Annotated in this window: 14 protein-coding genes; all 14 read right to left on the bottom strand. The window is 63.7% G+C overall.

Annotated elements, in window-relative coordinates:
- Position 1: 1 nt before the first annotated feature.
- Positions 2-1,867 carry a PriCT-2 domain-containing protein gene (locus BPHYT_RS32140; RefSeq protein ID WP_012428304.1) on the bottom strand — a complete coding sequence of 622 codons (1,866 nt, stop codon included), beginning with the start codon at positions 1,865-1,867 and terminating at the stop codon, positions 2-4.
- A complete protein-coding gene (locus tag BPHYT_RS32145; RefSeq protein WP_012428305.1) occupies positions 1,864-3,615 on the bottom strand; it encodes a type IV secretory system conjugative DNA transfer family protein in 1,752 nt (583 codons plus the stop codon). The genes BPHYT_RS32140 and BPHYT_RS32145 overlap by 4 nt, the downstream gene beginning before the upstream one ends.
- Positions 3,612-4,016 carry a hypothetical protein gene (locus tag BPHYT_RS32150; protein WP_012428306.1) on the bottom strand — a complete coding sequence of 135 codons (405 nt, stop codon included), beginning with the start codon at positions 4,014-4,016 and terminating at the stop codon, positions 3,612-3,614. The genes BPHYT_RS32145 and BPHYT_RS32150 overlap by 4 nt, the downstream gene beginning before the upstream one ends.
- Before the next feature lie 7 nt (positions 4,017-4,023).
- Positions 4,024-5,142 (bottom strand): P-type DNA transfer ATPase VirB11, encoded by a 1,119-nt coding sequence (virB11, locus tag BPHYT_RS32155; RefSeq protein ID WP_012428307.1) that lies wholly within the window; start codon positions 5,140-5,142, stop codon positions 4,024-4,026.
- On the bottom strand, positions 5,139-6,383 hold the full coding sequence (gene virB10 / locus BPHYT_RS32160; protein WP_012428308.1) for a type IV secretion system protein VirB10: 1,245 nt from the start codon (positions 6,381-6,383) through the stop codon (positions 5,139-5,141). Before virB10 ends, virB11 begins: the two co-directional genes overlap by 4 nt.
- The gene (locus BPHYT_RS32165) at positions 6,376-7,206 is read right to left on the bottom strand and encodes a TrbG/VirB9 family P-type conjugative transfer protein (protein ID WP_012428309.1); all 831 of its coding nucleotides are present in this window, start codon (positions 7,204-7,206) and stop codon (positions 6,376-6,378) included. The genes virB10 and BPHYT_RS32165 overlap by 8 nt, the downstream gene beginning before the upstream one ends.
- A complete protein-coding gene (locus BPHYT_RS32170; protein WP_012428310.1) occupies positions 7,203-7,907 on the bottom strand; it encodes a virB8 family protein in 705 nt (234 codons plus the stop codon). Before BPHYT_RS32170 ends, BPHYT_RS32165 begins: the two co-directional genes overlap by 4 nt.
- A gap of 183 nt (positions 7,908-8,090) precedes the next feature.
- A complete protein-coding gene (virB5, locus tag BPHYT_RS32175; protein ID WP_012428312.1) occupies positions 8,091-8,786 on the bottom strand; it encodes a P-type DNA transfer protein VirB5 in 696 nt (231 codons plus the stop codon).
- A gap of 14 nt (positions 8,787-8,800) precedes the next feature.
- Positions 8,801-9,961, bottom strand: a complete 1,161-nt coding sequence (locus BPHYT_RS32180) for a type IV secretion system protein (RefSeq protein ID WP_012428313.1) — start codon at positions 9,959-9,961, stop codon at positions 8,801-8,803.
- Positions 9,958-12,423 (bottom strand): VirB4 family type IV secretion/conjugal transfer ATPase, encoded by a 2,466-nt coding sequence (locus BPHYT_RS32185; protein ID WP_012428314.1) that lies wholly within the window; start codon positions 12,421-12,423, stop codon positions 9,958-9,960. Before BPHYT_RS32185 ends, BPHYT_RS32180 begins: the two co-directional genes overlap by 4 nt.
- 1 nt (position 12,424) lies before the next feature.
- Positions 12,425-12,745: a type IV secretion system protein VirB3 gene (locus BPHYT_RS32190; protein WP_167315802.1), complete on the bottom strand. Its 321-nt coding sequence runs from the start codon at positions 12,743-12,745 to the stop codon at positions 12,425-12,427.
- 40 nt (positions 12,746-12,785) lie between these two features.
- A complete protein-coding gene (locus BPHYT_RS32195) occupies positions 12,786-13,127 on the bottom strand; it encodes a TrbC/VirB2 family protein (protein WP_012428316.1) in 342 nt (113 codons plus the stop codon).
- Between the two features lie 41 nt (positions 13,128-13,168).
- The gene (locus BPHYT_RS32200; RefSeq protein WP_041759846.1) at positions 13,169-13,813 is read right to left on the bottom strand and encodes a lytic transglycosylase domain-containing protein; all 645 of its coding nucleotides are present in this window, start codon (positions 13,811-13,813) and stop codon (positions 13,169-13,171) included.
- Entirely contained in the window at positions 13,813-14,388 is a 576-nt protein-coding gene (locus tag BPHYT_RS36810; RefSeq protein ID WP_012428318.1) for a hypothetical protein, read from the bottom strand. Before BPHYT_RS36810 ends, BPHYT_RS32200 begins: the two co-directional genes overlap by 1 nt.
- Between the last annotated feature and the right edge of the window lie 130 nt (positions 14,389-14,518).

A 14,518-nucleotide genomic window follows, 5' to 3' on the forward strand; every position in this document is an offset into this window, starting at 1 on the left:
TCTAGCGATCCGGCCCAGGCGGATCCTGCGATACCGACCGCTCCTTCGACTGCTCGAGCGCCGCTGTACGTGCTTCGCGTATCCGGGCCCATGAACGTGCCTGCAACTGGTCGAGCATCCCGTCGAGGTTCGGACTGAAATTCAGTTCACGGGCGGACTTCTTGAGCGAGCCCACCGTGCGGTCGAGCAGGTCACGCGCGCGATCCCACGGATAGACCCTGGGCCGATCGCCTTCGTAGCCGACCTGCAGTTCCGATCCGTTCAAGCGTGCGTTCTCATCCATCCACCGCAGCCGCTCCGAGACGAATTCCATCTGCGTCTTCGGATGGAAAACGACGCTGCGCGTCGCCACCTCCTGAATCAGGTAGTGCTCCGTATTGAATACCTCGCCGCGGTAGGGGCCGCCGTTCTCGCGCGGTGTCCCCATGCGTAGTGGCGAACCGAACCGATGTTCGGCCAGCGCCCTTACTTCACTGGGCACTTCCGCTACGGCGAACAACGGTTCGCCAACTGGCGGACGCGTCGGCGCGAAGCGCCTCGGCTCAGCAGCCGGCGTATCCCCCGCGGGGCCGGCCGTAGACCGGTCCCCCGTCGGTTGTGCCTCTGCCGATGTCATCACCGGCTCAGGTGCTTCCGACGGAGTGGTCGGCTTCGGTGCGCCGCGCTTCAACGTGCGACGACGCGGCGTGTCGTCTACGGCATTGACGATTTTTTCCTTCACGTTGCCCATCATGTCCTCCATCGGTTCATCCGACTCCCTGCCGTTTGACCGGCCATTTACCATGCCCGCTGGCAATCCGGTACGCTCAACGACCGGCATGACATCGCGGCCCACGACTTCGCCCAGGTGCTCGCCCACACGGGCAAACCCGGACAGCACCGCCATGTCGTTGAAATCGGATGGCGCCTTGTCGTCAATTCGCGCGTCGGCAGCGAATACGGGCAAGACCATGCGCGCGCGGGATGCGTCCGCGGCCTGTCTGGACTTGATCTCACCCGGCCCCAGCTCACCCAGCACGACGATGTCCGCGTCCGGGAACTGCTTTCGCAAGGATTCCGCGACAGGCGGCAGATTGCCGCTCGACAGCGCCGCCAGCGCTACCCATCCCGTTGCGCAATGCGCCGAGAGCATCGTGGCCATGCCCTCGCCGATCAGGATCGGCGTCGCCTGGCCGTCGGCGACGGGCGCAGCTCCAGCCATCCAGTACCCGCCTTTCTTGACGCCCCCGGCCAGCGACGACTTGTTGCCCGCTTCGTCAATCAGCTCGAGCGTCGAGATGGCACGATCGATCCAGACCGGCACGACCAGCACGCGCCCAGAAAGCGGTCGCCCTTCGCTCGCCGGGGCATAGCCCAGCAACGCACGCAGTTCGGGCGCTTCCAGTTCGCGCAGCGCCGGCACGGAATCGAGACCCTTGCGCACGAGATAAGGATGCGCAGGCCCAACAGGTCGCGCCCATTGCCAGATTTCCTGCGCCTCACGAGCAGCAGCGGCATGTCGCGCCTGCTGGCGCGCCGCTTCCCGATTGCGACGTTCGAGCACGTCGGGAGACGGCACGAGCGCGGTCGCCAGCCGGTCCGGGTAGTGCCCGCGTCTCAGGTCAAACCCATGCTCTCGCGCGAGCCAGAAGAGCGAAGCGAGCGTCTTGCCGCCCGACTCCTTCACCGAGCACCAGGTCGTGCGCGCAGCCCTCTCGTCATAGTTGCCGGCTGTGCGACTCCATTCGTCCCAGATCTCGAAGCCCGCGTCACCCAAGCCGTGCTTCAGTGCAAACGCCATGTCGACCCACGTGCCGTAGTCCTCTGCCGGAATCAAAGCAAGGGCTGCCCGGACACGGGCGGTTTCGTCCGTCTGCGGCATACTCATCGCCTTGCTCCCTTAATCGATGCCTTGTTCGTTCCGGCACGAGTCCCCTGACCGCGCCGCTCACGTGCTGACTTTGGCGGCACCAGCTCCGCGACGTCGAGGTCTGCGACCGACAGTCGGCGTGTCGCCTGTCCGATATGCCTGGCCGGAACGCCCAGCAGCATGAAGTGCCGTTCAACGTATGCCGCGACCTCGTCCTCACTGAGGTCGGCAAGGCGCGGCGGCAGATCGCGCGGGTCCCAGGCCTGCAGCACCTCCAGATACTCAGCCGACAGATGAAGGAGACCCGCGCATTCCGGATCGATCTCGTCGGACTCGACCTCGTCGGACTCGACCTCGCGCAAACGCCGTTCGATCTGTGCCGTGAAGCGGGCCAGATCCATGGCCGGCACCGATGGTGCAATCGAGACCCGCGAAGCAAACACCGGATCGCGCCAGTAGCAGATCCGGTCGGCGAGAATCGGCTTCGTGTTCTCCAGCACGATGATTTCCTTGTCACGCCCCAGTTCCTTGAGTTCCTGCGGCAGCAGCAGCGGGCGACGTTGCTCGGACATGCTCTCGCTCGATCCGCCCCGGCCGCCGAACATCGTGTTCGGGCGACTGACGCTGCGCGACTGGTCAGTAAAGGTGCCGAGCATCTCCGAGTAGTCGTTCGCGTCCTTCTGCTCACGCGGCGCATAGAGGATCTGCATCGCGTGGTTCGTGAGGAAGGTACGTGCATCGGACCGGCCGTAGACCGACTCGAGTTGCGCAATCGACTGCACGACAGAGAGCAGACGCAGGTTGTAGCCCGCCATGTAGGCCACGGCGCGCGCGATGATATGGATCTTGCCGATTGCCGTCATCTCGTCGAGCAACAGCAGGCACTGGAACCGCAGGGTTGGATCTGCCTCCGGCAACTGTTTTGTGTTCAGGTTGACGAGCTGCGAGAACACGAGGTTGACGAGCAGTGCCGCTTCCGACAGGTGATCGGGCGTGATTCCGATATAGACCGACATGCGACGCCGACGCACGTCGCGCAGATCAAAATCGTTAGCGCTCGTCGCCGCGTCGACGATGGGGTTTGCCCAGATCGTGAGCGGTGCGTGGAATGTCGCAAGAATGCTCGCCAGCACCTTGTCGTCGTTGGACAGGAAACGGTTCAGCGCATCGACGCATGCGCCGCTCAGCAGAGCGCGATGCTGGACGAGTGCGCGCTGCAGGTACGCCTTGACCGGCATGCCGTGGCCCGACGACTGCCGCAACACCTCGCCCATCGTGACGGGGTAGTCAGGGATGGATTCGCCCCTGCCCGTGCGCCGCGCGTCACGCCACTCACTGAGCAGCAGGACGATGCCGAGAAACAGGTTACGTGCCTGGTCCTTCCAGAAGTCATCGTGGCCATTTGGCGGATAGAGGGCGTAGCCGATCGCCAGAATGTCGCCTACGCGGAATAGTCCATCCGAAATGGATGACAGCGGATTGAACCGGTGCGTGCGGCCATCTTCCGCAAACGGGTCGAAGAGATAGACCTCCTGCCCGTGTGCAAGCCGGAAGCCCGCGGTAATCGCGTAGTTCTCGCGCTTGATGTCGAGGACCACAACCGAATCCGGGTAACTCAACAGGTTCGGGATCACGATGCTGACCCCCTTGCCCGAGCGCGCGGGCGCGGCGAGCAGCACGAACTGCTGCCCGGTAAAGCGCAGATAGCGCCCCCGCCATATCCCGACGACGATAGCCGGCGCATCAATCAGTGCGGGCGCATTCATAGCAACCCCGCCGCACGGATTTCCGCTTCGCTGGCGAACCGGGCACTGCCGTAGAGACGCCGCCGCCCGGACCGCTCCCATAGCGAATACAGTCCCATCGCAGGACAACCTACCGCGACGAGAACACCCAGCAGAGCCGCGCCAGCGAGGTGCCGGCCGCCGTGCGGCATCAAGCCGTCATGCCAGGCCAGCAGCAGCGCATCGGGCCAGCCCCATAGGCCCGCACGGAACGGGTTCAGCCGCAGGCTCGCGTACAGGAAAAATGATGCAACCCACGACGAGGCCAGCACCGCCCCCGTGACAATCACCAGAATGGCGAGCGTGACCAAGGCGGCACGCACATGATGTGCTGCCGGATCAGCGGTGGTGGAAGGAATCGATGATCGGCGGTTTGTGTCCATGCAGGCCTCACGAAAACGTCGTGCGCGCGCGGCGCACCGGATCGAACCAGATTTCTGTCATGCCCCAGCGCTTGCCGATCTGTTCGCCCGCCGCGTCGTAAAGCGGATATGCCTCCATGTGGGCGACCACGTCGATCGTCAGGGCGAGCAGGCGTTTCAGTGCGGCATCGTCGTAGGCAGCAGCTTCAGGATGCTCTTTCGCCATCAGCGCAAAGCGCTCGATTGCAACGGTCGCGCTTGATGCGTGATAGCTTGTGATCGAGCCGACGTGGCCGGTCGTCAGCAGCTTCAGAAAGTCATAGGCTTCGGCGCCGCGCAGTTCGGCGAGCAGCACGCGGTCGGGCCGCATGCGCATCGTGCTCGCGATCAGATCGGCCGGCGTCACACGCGCCTGTCCGTGACCGCCCTTGCTGTACAGCAGGTGCACACAGTTTTCGATATGCCGGATGAAGAGTTCGCGGACATCCTCGATCGTCACAATCCGCTCGGTCGACGGAATCGACCGGCAAAGCGTCTTCATAAAACTGGTCTTGCCCGACCCCGTATTGCCGACGATCACGATGTTCAGGCGGCCGGTCACGGCCTGCTCGAAGAAGGCGCACCAGTACCGCTCTTCGAGGCACCGCACGAGCCTCCGATCTGTCGGGCGCAGCGTCGGCAACGCGGCGTCAAGTCCATCCGGACGGTGCCACAGAGTGTCGTCGAACAGCCCTTCGTCACGGTACGCGTCGAGGCTCTTTTCGCGGGCAGAAGGCCGGCGGATCGTCACGGAAACTGTGCGCGGCGGCACGACGGGCGGCACCACGATCTGGATGCGCGCGTCTCCGGGCAGTAACGCGGAGAGCACCGGATGCTGTGCTGATACCTCCTGGTTGGTCAGCGTCGCAACCGCCACCGCGAATGACATCAGGCGCTCATAATCGAGGTCGTCGTAGTCGTGACCATGCCAGCCAAGATGTGTTTCGGTGAGCACGCGCTGCGGCCGGTTGATGACGAGTTCAGTCACATCCGCATCGTCGAGCAGCGGCGCGAACGGCCGCATCAGCTCGCGAACCGACGCATCGTCGGGAAGCCGCGCAAGCACGGTGTCGACAGATCGCTCCTGCATGTCGGGGCGGACAATCATGGCGCGCGCTCCGGCTGCAATGCATAGACCGTTCCGAAATCGAGATCGCGCGCGACGACGATCGTGAATTCCGCGCCCTGGTTCTGTGTCAGCGTCGGCGGAATATTGATCGTGCTGTCGAGCACCCGCGTCGCCATGTCGTTACCCTGCTGCTGCGTGTTCTCGTAGACGACGGACCCGTTGCTGTTACCGCCTCGCGTGGCGAGATACCCGATCGCGTCCTGGGTGATGCCGAGCAGCATCGCGGCGCCGATGCGCTGCCCCCAGTGGTTGTCGACATAGCCATCGATCCCCATGCGGCCGAGCGCGTCCGCTGCCGGAGAATCGATCTCGACGGTCACGCCGTGGGGCGTCTCGATACGGGCCGCGAGGATGAACGTCCGCTTCTGGCCGGGCGACAGGTTCGAACGATACTGGCTGTCGATCTGCGATCCACGCTCGATCAGCACGACCCGCCCGTCATCGGAATAGACGTTCTTCGTCACCGTGCAGGTCGACAGCCCCGCTTCCGTCGAATCGAACGCCGTGTCGCCTGCGCAATCGATCTTGGCTCCCTGCGCGAGCACCAGGCTGCGGTCACCGATCGTGCCGGCATGCACCCGCGGCGTGGCGGTCGGGGTCAACGCCTGGTCAAGTGCCCCGATCCCGCCTTGGCCCGGCGTCGTCAACGGCCGGCCGGATACCGATGCCGCGACCGAAGAAGCTGCGTCCACGACGTTGCCTGGAACGCCCCCGGCAGCAAGCCCGTCCGCCAGGCCTTCCCTCCGGCCACTGGCGCCGGGCGTATTACCGACCGCAAGTAACGGCGCATCGTAGTAACTCCGGACCAACGCCGGATGCTGGACCGCGACAGGCGGACGGGCGACAACCGGGCCCGAGACCGCGGCAGGCGCAATTGTTGCGACCGGTCTGGACGCCGCGCTCGCGGCCACCGGCGCGTCCCTGAAAACGCGTCCCTGCGTCGCGGTATCCTGCACCGCATCGCGGTGCGCTTTCGCCTCCGCGTCGTGACGTGCGAGGAACGTGTGAACCGTCCAGACCGCACCAGCGCCGGCCACGAGAACAACCACCAGCGGTGTCAGCCACCAGGCGCGCGGGCGCGTGCCCCCGTACTGCCCGAGTGCAGGCATGCCCCGATCAAGCGGCTCCGCGGACCAGTTGATGCCATTCGGGCTAGCGCCATCCGGACGACGGTCGGACGGATCATCCGGTTCGATCGTGTTGCGGATGTCGTCACTCATGATCCAGACTCCGCAAAACACGCCTCACACCATAGACCGTCGTGCCGTCACTGGGCGGCACACCGTCCATGTCGTATGCGTCATTCCAGATGCCAACAACCTCATCGCCGAGCCGCAATACGAAGCGCTTCGCCACCTCGTGAACGACGATCGTGCCGTCCTCCATGTGCTTGTCGACCACGCTTTCGGTACCGTCATCCGCCACCCGGAAGATCGCCGGGATGCGCCGGTTGGCAGGAATGCGGATCCAGGTGAACCGCCCGTCATCCCACGCCGCGATCGGCGCAATATCGTCCGAATGCGGCATGACCTGCATCGAGTACCGGGTGTTGCGCACCACCGACGGCTGGGCAAGACGCTGCGCCACCAGCGCCGCATCGGTTTCGGCATGGGTCTGAGCCTTGAGCTCGTCCGGATAGACGAACGTCACCCGATATATCTCGTCGCCGTTGCCGAATTTCGCCTTCAGGGGCAGCACCACCAGGTCGAAGCTGTAGCTGCGTTTGTCCGTACGGATCTCGAGATTCGAGTTGTGCGCGGCGAGCTGCGGTTTCAGGAAAACGTCGTGGTCACCCCTGTTCGCCACCACCTGCCAGCCATCGCGATCGCCGGGTGCGACTACCTGGATCTGCTCATGCGGGTCGAGGGCGATATGGGTGGCGAAGCCTCGCTGTGCATTGATGCGCACGACGGCGTCGGGCGCATATACGATCTGCCGCACCCGTGAGTCATCGGACCAGCCCGGCACGGTCCAGGACCGTGCGACCGGACTCAGCACCAGCAGACCCACAAGGCAGAGCACCGAAACACGGAGCGTTTTCATGGCGCACCTCCCGCGCTCGACGATGATGCCGGCGGCGTATATTCAGGATCGCGGCTGTAAGCCGTCACCTTGAAGCCGAACGGATTCGCAACGGCCACGCTTTCGCGTGTGAAAACCGGCGGCCGATAGGCGTAAGCCAGCGTGACGACGAAGCGCTGCGTCGGCTCGGCGTTCGCCTGACCGTTTTTGAATGTCGTGCGCTCGATATGCACAACCGCGTGCCCGGGTTCATCGGGAGGCAGCGTCGTCGAAAGAATCCGCACGCGCCGCTCCGTGTTCGGGCCGAGCTGCCGGTCCAGCGCATCGGGGCCGCTGTAAGTGCCCCGGTAGTCGCGCGCGACCACGTCATCGCTCATGGCGAGCACGCTGTCGTAGTCCATCTGCAGCAGCCCCCAGTCATAGCGTTCACGCTCGCGCACGTATGCTTCAACCCAGTGCTTGTCCTGGATTTCCCTCGTATGCACGTGACGCGCGTCGAGCACATCGATCACCTGCGATTCGCCCGTCAGGCGATCGACCTCAATCGGCAAAGGCACCACCCGGTAGAACGGCACCATGACGGCGAGCGCCATCACACTGAGCACGGCCACACCAACCGCCCCGTACGCCACGTGCCAGGCCCGTCGCTCAGATTGCTCCTGCAGGTGTGTCAGTGACGCCTCAATGTCGAGCACGCGTCCATAGTCGTCACCGGTGCTCATGATGCGGCTCCGACTGCCGACGCGGCGGACGGCAGCGGCGGCACGGGACGCTCGCGGTTGATCGGCACGCGATGCAAGCCATCCGGCAGGACAGGTTTAGGTGGACCCGACGCGCATCCACTGGTAAGGATGACGAAATTCATGAGAAGCAATGCAACCAGAAATCTTTTCATGATCGTCCCCTCAGTTACCGAACGACGCTGGCACCATCTGGTCCTGCAGCCTGACGGTATTGCCCGCGCGGCTCAATACCAGTTCGCTCTGCTGCTCCTCGATGAGCCGGTCTTCCGTATCGGCCAGCATCCGGAAGAGCTGCAGCTTGGTCATCTCGTCGCCGACCGCCGTGGTTTCGGTCTGGATGCGCGCCTGCAGTTCCGCAATACCTTTCGGATCCTGCGTGACATCGATCTGCTGCATCAGGCTCTGGACCTGGTTCAGTTCCTGCAGTTCGGACTGGTAGGCCTGCTGGCCGAACGCCTTGTCCTGGAACGGCTTGTTGAGCGCGCGCTGGCACACCTGCTGGTCGATGCCGGCCTGGTCTTCACAGTTATAGATCTTACTGGCTGAACGCAGCGCCTGCGCGCTTCCAGTCAGACCCGCGTAGCCGCCGTTCTGTACCGCCGCATAGACGCCCTGCCAGTTCGACGGCAGCGAATTTCCCACCACCGGATTGTTCAGCAACGCACCGAAGCCCCGTGTGCCAACCGTCGACTGGTAAATCTGGATCTCCTGCTGCACCTCCTGCTCAAGCTGCGCGACCGTCGCAATGGCTTGGGCCACGTTCTGCGCGTCGAATACCGGAATGCCCTGGGCGTAGCCCACCGGAGAAACGGCTGCCAAGACGAGCGCAGACGTAGCTACCTTCGATCGTGCTTTCATGATGTCGACCTCCTTCAACTGCCCTGTCCCAGGTTGGCGTGCGCGGCACGCTGGTAAGCTGGCACCGCGCCGCCCGATGAATTCCCCGAGCCGCCGCCGGGGCCAGTCCGGTCACGGATCGTGCCGCCAGGACGCGGACCATTCCCGCTGCGGGTGAGCATCTGACCGATCACGGTTGCGAAGCGCCGTGAGGCGACACCGGCCACGAACGCGCCGAAGCCGGACACGGTCGCCCCCCCTGACAGGCCGGACGCCACTGATGGCAATTGCCAGCCAACCATCGCCAGAAAAATCGCCGTCGCAAACATGCCGAGTGCCGCACCCCACGCCGACGCAGCTTCGAGCGCAGCCTGACTGGCCGCCACGAGAGCAGACGCATTCGCGCCGGGCGGAGAAGTCGTTACCTGGAAAGGCGCGAGCTCAGTCGAGAAGGCCGTCAGTGCCATCCCCAGGAAAGCGGCCACCAGTACCTGTAGCAATGCGTAGTTCGCGACTTTCGCCGTCCACGCTTCGAAGAAACGGACGGTCGGCGCAAAGGCAGCACAGGCGATGAAAATCGGACCGATCCCGAGGACCAGGTCGAGCAGCATGCGCCCCATCACGACTTCGAACGCGAGCACGATCAGGAAAATCGAACCGCCGACCGCCGCCACGAACCCGCACACCATGTCGCCAATGGCGGCAGCCAGGCCGCTCGGGCTAAGCCCCTCGTGGGTCGCCTTTTCGGAATAGGCATCCAGAACGAGATCGATCTGCTGGTCATAGCAGTCGAGCGTCTGGTAGATGCTGGTGGCGCTGGCCGATGTCACGCTGCTGCCACTGACGGATCCACATCCGGGGTTGCCACCGCCCGTGGTGCTGGACGCGTTCTGGATCGTCTGTGCCAGGCCGGACGTGGCACCGCTGACAGAGGCCACGACCTGCTGCTGGTAGATACCGCTGCCGAGCGCGAAAGCCAGGATGGCTGCCACTTTCAGTCCTCGCCACGCAAACGCCGGTACGGCTTCGTGTGCCTCTCCCCGCACGATCGCCAGACCATAGGCGATGACCCAGATCGTCACAGCCGTCGTTACGACGGGAACGAGCGCGGCCGACAGCGCCGACGAGACGTTCGTCACGTAGGTCGACATGCCGTTCTCGAGCGTGCCGCCAACCGCGGTAAAGAGGCCGCTCATTGCGCACCTCCTGCACGGGGTGCTTGGGTTTGCCGGGTTGTCTGGGTCGCCCGACGCTTCGCCAGTTGCGCATGGAAGACCGGCAGCCATACCTCGGGGTCGTCCCCCGCCTGAGCACGGATCGTGTCGAGGAGTTGGATGTTGTCGGTCGTACCCGAGAGGACATCGAGCACATCGCCGAGCCCAGCGAGATCGAGTTTCCCGATCGCCGACCGATGCCCTTGCTTGATCAGAAACATGCGGCTGTTCTCGCCGAGACTACGCACGATGTTGAATTCGGCTTCCGTCAGCTTGAAGCCATGCACGTAGTCGTCGTAGTCGGCCCGCGGATTCGGCAGGAAGAAGAACGTCGCACTCTGTTCGATCAGTGCCCGTGCGATATCGCTGCGCAGCATATCCGCCGGTGACTGGGTATCGAAAATGCCGAGCCCGTTCTGCTTGCGAATCGTCTTCTGTTTGTTCTTCGCGAAGTCCGTGAAGACGGGGTCCCCCAGCCGCTTCCAGAATTCGGTCATCACATAGATGAAGCGCCGGCCATCGATCAGGCTTTCCGTCAGGTGAAGCAGGTACATCGTGACGGGCGTCGAAACCTCCGTGTCATCGAGCAGTTCGGTATCGTCGAAGCCGAAGAGCTTCGAGCGTGCGAGGTCCACGGTGTCTCTCGGGTTGTCGAGGACCCAGCCCAGTCGCCCGCCTGCACACCATTTCGCGAGACGTGCGTGCAGACTGTTCTCGCCCACATTCGGCAACAGTTGTCGCACCATCGACAGGCGGCGCAACGGCTTTTCCATGCGGGAGACTTCACGCACCGCACGCGAGATGTCCAATTCGTCTTTGGCAGACAACGGCACACCCGTATCGACGAGCTTGCGCACCAGCCGCTCCCAGAAGTCCAGCACCGATTCGTCCGGCGTCATCTGGAACGGATTGAGCCCCGTCGGTTCGCCACGGCGGAACACCGTATAGATGCCGCCCATGGCACGGATCGCGATCTCGGTGCCGCGATCCTTGTCATACAGCACCGCGGTCAGCCCGAACTTCGTCGCCATCGCCAGCAGAAACAGTTCGAGGACCGTCTTGCCCGCACCGGCCTGACCGATGATCTGGGTATTGGCAAGCGCCTTCTCGTCGGCTGAATCCTGCTTCTCGGGCGTAACGTGGAAATTCAGGTAAAGCGGCTGGCCGCTCGGCGTCTTGACGATCGTGATCGCCTCGCCCCACGGATTGCCGTCGCGTTTGCCGGTTGCGAAATTGTGAAGACTGGCAAGACCACAGAAATTGCGGGACGTCAGCTTCGCTTCGCGCGGCCGGTAACGCCAGTTGCCCGGCAACTGTGCGAACCATGCAGCGTCCGCCACGAGATCGATAAGGGTGGTCTGGAAACCGCCATCGGCGAGTTGCGTGCGGGCCTTCGCCACGTGCTTCGAGACCGCCGCGGGCGTATCGGCCAGCACCGCGAGCGAATAGTGATACTCACCCAGCACGAAATCGCCGTTGATCAGGTCGTTGAGCGCACGATCCATCGCCTCGACCTGGGAGACGGCCACATCCTCGCCAGCGATCAGCTGGTTGCGCTGACGCTCTAACGCTTCCTTCGCGCCAGGTTTGTCGAGGATCGTGAAGCTTTGTGTCTCGATGTACTCGAAATCGCCATACAGTAGGCCATTGAGCATCCCCGGCTCGGTCTCTTCAGGATAGTCCTTCAGGTCCAACAGCGCGGCGTAGCGCGTCATGGCTGGCATGCGGATCTCGACATTTTCTACACCCACGAACAGACGGGAAGTCGGCAATGCCTCCCGAATCACGCCAGAAGGAACCGGCTCAGGCTCCCAGACTGCGTTGACGAGATAGCCGAGCAGTTCCAGCGCCGACGAATACCGGCGCGGCCGCTTCGTGAAGGGACTCGGCCTGTGATAGACCCCAAGCGCCACCGGGTCGTAGGGCTTCAGCCCCGACTCGACCTGGGCGCCGAGTTCGTCCATTACTTTCAGCGCCTCCTGCTGGTCGCGCCGGATGTCGTCGCGCGTGCGGCGTGCCGCACGGCTGAAGACGCGTCCGAGCTTCGTGCGGTTGGGGCGATAGACGAGCGTCAGATACAGCTCGTTGGCCATCATCCGGTAACCCGCGAAGCTCGCGTAGTAACGTGTCGCCAACTCCTGGCAGAAGCGGTTGCCATAAGGCGTGGCAAAGTGGTCCGAAACACGCCGGCGCAGACGGTGTGACCAGAGTGCACCGTGACCACCAGGCAGTGCACGCACGAGCTGGTTGAACCCATCGTGACGAACGAGGATGTCCACCGGATCGGCGGCCTCGAATGCGATGCCGGCGAGCTTCCAGATCTGCAGGTAGTCACCTTCCCGCGTCCTGATCACATGGTCCGTGACGTGCGTTGAATACGGAATGTGGTCAGCAATCGCCACCTCGCGGTGGGCGACCGCACCGTGTCTCGTGTCGGCCCGCATGTCAGGTCCTCCTCTTCAGGCGAACCGGCGTGTAGGCGTGCATACCCCAGAAGCGGCGATTGCCCTGCCGCAGGACCATGCGCAGGCGCAGTGCGTACTGCGCGAGACGCTGGTCGTCGCGGCGCGTGATAACGCGCATGGCGACGAACACTGGGATCATCAGGAACAGGAGCCCAACACCGAGCGGTGGGCTGGCAAGCAATGCCCAGATGGCAGGAATCAGCATGCCGCCACCGACCATGAGGAATGGCACGAGCGGCACACCCCAGAGCATCGCGGGCCGCGTGCATCCCTTGAAGACCGGATCCCTAAGTGGACTAATAGGCGAATTCATGATCGGGTTCATGGTTGCGGGCCCCGGATCAACTCGTCGGAATCAGCATGCCGGCGATCACTGTCGCGCAACCGACGAAGAGACCGCCGATGAACACGTTCGCAATGTCGCCGAAACGGGCGTGCTGGAACATCATCCGGAAGCCCGCCCAGATGATCGAAATCGAGCAGATCACGCCACCGACACCCAGCAGGGTCGTCTGGATCGTGCCCAGTAGCGTATTGACCTGCGACAGTTGCGCCCAGGCGGGCGACGCCACTAGCAGCGCAGTCGCGATGACAGAAACCCGCCGCGCCACCCGACGGTCAGAAGAAAGAACGACGGGTGAACGTCCAGCCCTCTTCTTTATGATATGGATTACTAAATTCATAAAAAGCTCCTTTCCATCATGATTGATTCTGCTAAGCCAGGCTAGAAGACCACGGCGCTTGCGCGTGGCTCGCCGGGATTCGTATCGGAAGCGTTGCCCGGCGGCTCCAATATCTGATGACCCGCCGGTTGTGACCGCGCCCGGTCCACCGGCAACGCCGGAACGACCGGAATGGGCTCAATCGTCGGCACGACTATGTGTGACGGCGCCGACGCAGGCACGCGAGCGTTATCGACCACGCGCTGCACATACCCGGTGCGATACCCCGCCGAAAAATTACCGCTGGCGTAGCACGAAAGCCCTGCCCGCAGTGCAGCCTGTGGATCGCGCCTGCCGTCCACCCGCGCAGCGCGCGCGGCCATAAAACAGCCCTCCAGAACCGCGGCACCCGCAGCCAGGTTGAGACAGGGGTCAAAGGCGCTCTGCTCGGTTAGTCCATACGCGCTCCAGTTCGCGCGGTTGACCTGTGCGAGACCGACGCTGAAGTTCCATCCGGCGGCCGCAAGTGTGTGCGCCGTCGCCACCGCTTCGGCTGCGCTTCCCGGCTGACGTAGCAGCCGGCCACGCACAACACCGATCGCGTAGGGATTGAATCCGGACTCGGTCCGCACGATCGCCGCCATCGTGACCGGCGAGACCTGGGGTGCGCACTGCTCCGCAAGCGTGGCGAAATCGAGAGGCAGCATCATTGGCCCCCGCCGCCAAAACTGTTCGACTGTTCGCTTCGCTGCAGGAAAAGCGCGGCTGACTGTGAAGGGTCATACGGCACCAGCGTACTACCCGCGCCGTAGAACTCGGTGATCGTCGATCCCGCGCCCCCCGCATCCCACCAGACACGGGCATACAGCTGGTTATCGATGTCGACGTTGATTGCACCGGTGGCACCGCACAGCAGTTCACTCTGCTCAGGGCCACCCCAGTACAGGAGGCCCTCCCGGCAGTACCCACCGCTTGCGAAGGTGCTGGTCGCGAACGTCCCCGGCGAGCCGCCCGTGCCGAAGTCACAGGTCGGGAAAGGATCACCATGGCGCAGCGCACTCCACAGTCTTTCGATCGGCGGCACGCACGCGCCGTACTGCTCCGGGCCGCCCGGGTTGGACAGGCAAAGCAGCACCTGACAGTCCCAGTCATCCGCGTGAGCCAGGCCAGGCGCGAGAAGGGAAATACCGGCGAACAGTGTCAGCGCAAGCGCCCATCGACGCGCGACGCGGCGCATCACAGGCAACCGCACTCCATCATTTTTCAACCGAAACAGGTTCATGATCCGCTTCCTTCCATCGATGCAACGCCGAGGTGTCGAACCGGATGGAGAAAAAGGAACCCGCGGCGCCAGGGAGGCAAACCGCGGGCTCAAGGGGGATCAGGCGTCAGAAACAGAAGGGTCTGCGAAC

Origin of the sequence: Paraburkholderia phytofirmans PsJN (genome assembly GCF_000020125.1) — a bacterium.
GTDB classification, from domain to species: Bacteria; Pseudomonadota; Gammaproteobacteria; order Burkholderiales; family Burkholderiaceae; genus Paraburkholderia; species Paraburkholderia phytofirmans.

Bases quoted from the DNA above. Each gene is read 5' to 3' on its own strand.
- BPHYT_RS32170 (WP_012428310.1), bottom strand. From the start codon at position 7,907: ATGAGCACCGGTGACGACTATGGACGCGTGCTCGACATTGAGGCGTCA.
- BPHYT_RS32165 (WP_012428309.1), bottom strand. From the start codon at position 7,206: ATGAAAACGCTCCGTGTTTCGGTGCTCTGCCTTGTGGGTCTGCTGGTG.
- BPHYT_RS32150 (WP_012428306.1), bottom strand. From the start codon at position 4,016: ATGGACACAAACCGCCGATCATCGATTCCTTCCACCACCGCTGATCCG.
- virB11 (WP_012428307.1), bottom strand. From the start codon at position 5,142: ATGATTGTCCGCCCCGACATGCAGGAGCGATCTGTCGACACCGTGCTT.
- BPHYT_RS32140 (WP_012428304.1), bottom strand. From the start codon at position 1,867: ATGAGTATGCCGCAGACGGACGAAACCGCCCGTGTCCGGGCAGCCCTT.
- BPHYT_RS32180 (WP_012428313.1), bottom strand. From the start codon at position 9,961: ATGAGCGGCCTCTTTACCGCGGTTGGCGGCACGCTCGAGAACGGCATG.
- BPHYT_RS32185 (WP_012428314.1), bottom strand. From the start codon at position 12,423: ATGCGGGCCGACACGAGACACGGTGCGGTCGCCCACCGCGAGGTGGCG.
- BPHYT_RS32200 (WP_041759846.1), bottom strand. From the start codon at position 13,813: ATGCTGCCTCTCGATTTCGCCACGCTTGCGGAGCAGTGCGCACCCCAG.
- BPHYT_RS36810 (WP_012428318.1), bottom strand. From the start codon at position 14,388: ATGAACCTGTTTCGGTTGAAAAATGATGGAGTGCGGTTGCCTGTGATG.
- virB5 (WP_012428312.1), bottom strand. From the start codon at position 8,786: ATGAAAGCACGATCGAAGGTAGCTACGTCTGCGCTCGTCTTGGCAGCC.
- virB10 (WP_012428308.1), bottom strand. From the start codon at position 6,383: ATGAGTGACGACATCCGCAACACGATCGAACCGGATGATCCGTCCGAC.
- BPHYT_RS32145 (WP_012428305.1), bottom strand. From the start codon at position 3,615: ATGAATGCGCCCGCACTGATTGATGCGCCGGCTATCGTCGTCGGGATA.
- BPHYT_RS32195 (WP_012428316.1), bottom strand. From the start codon at position 13,127: ATGAATTTAGTAATCCATATCATAAAGAAGAGGGCTGGACGTTCACCC.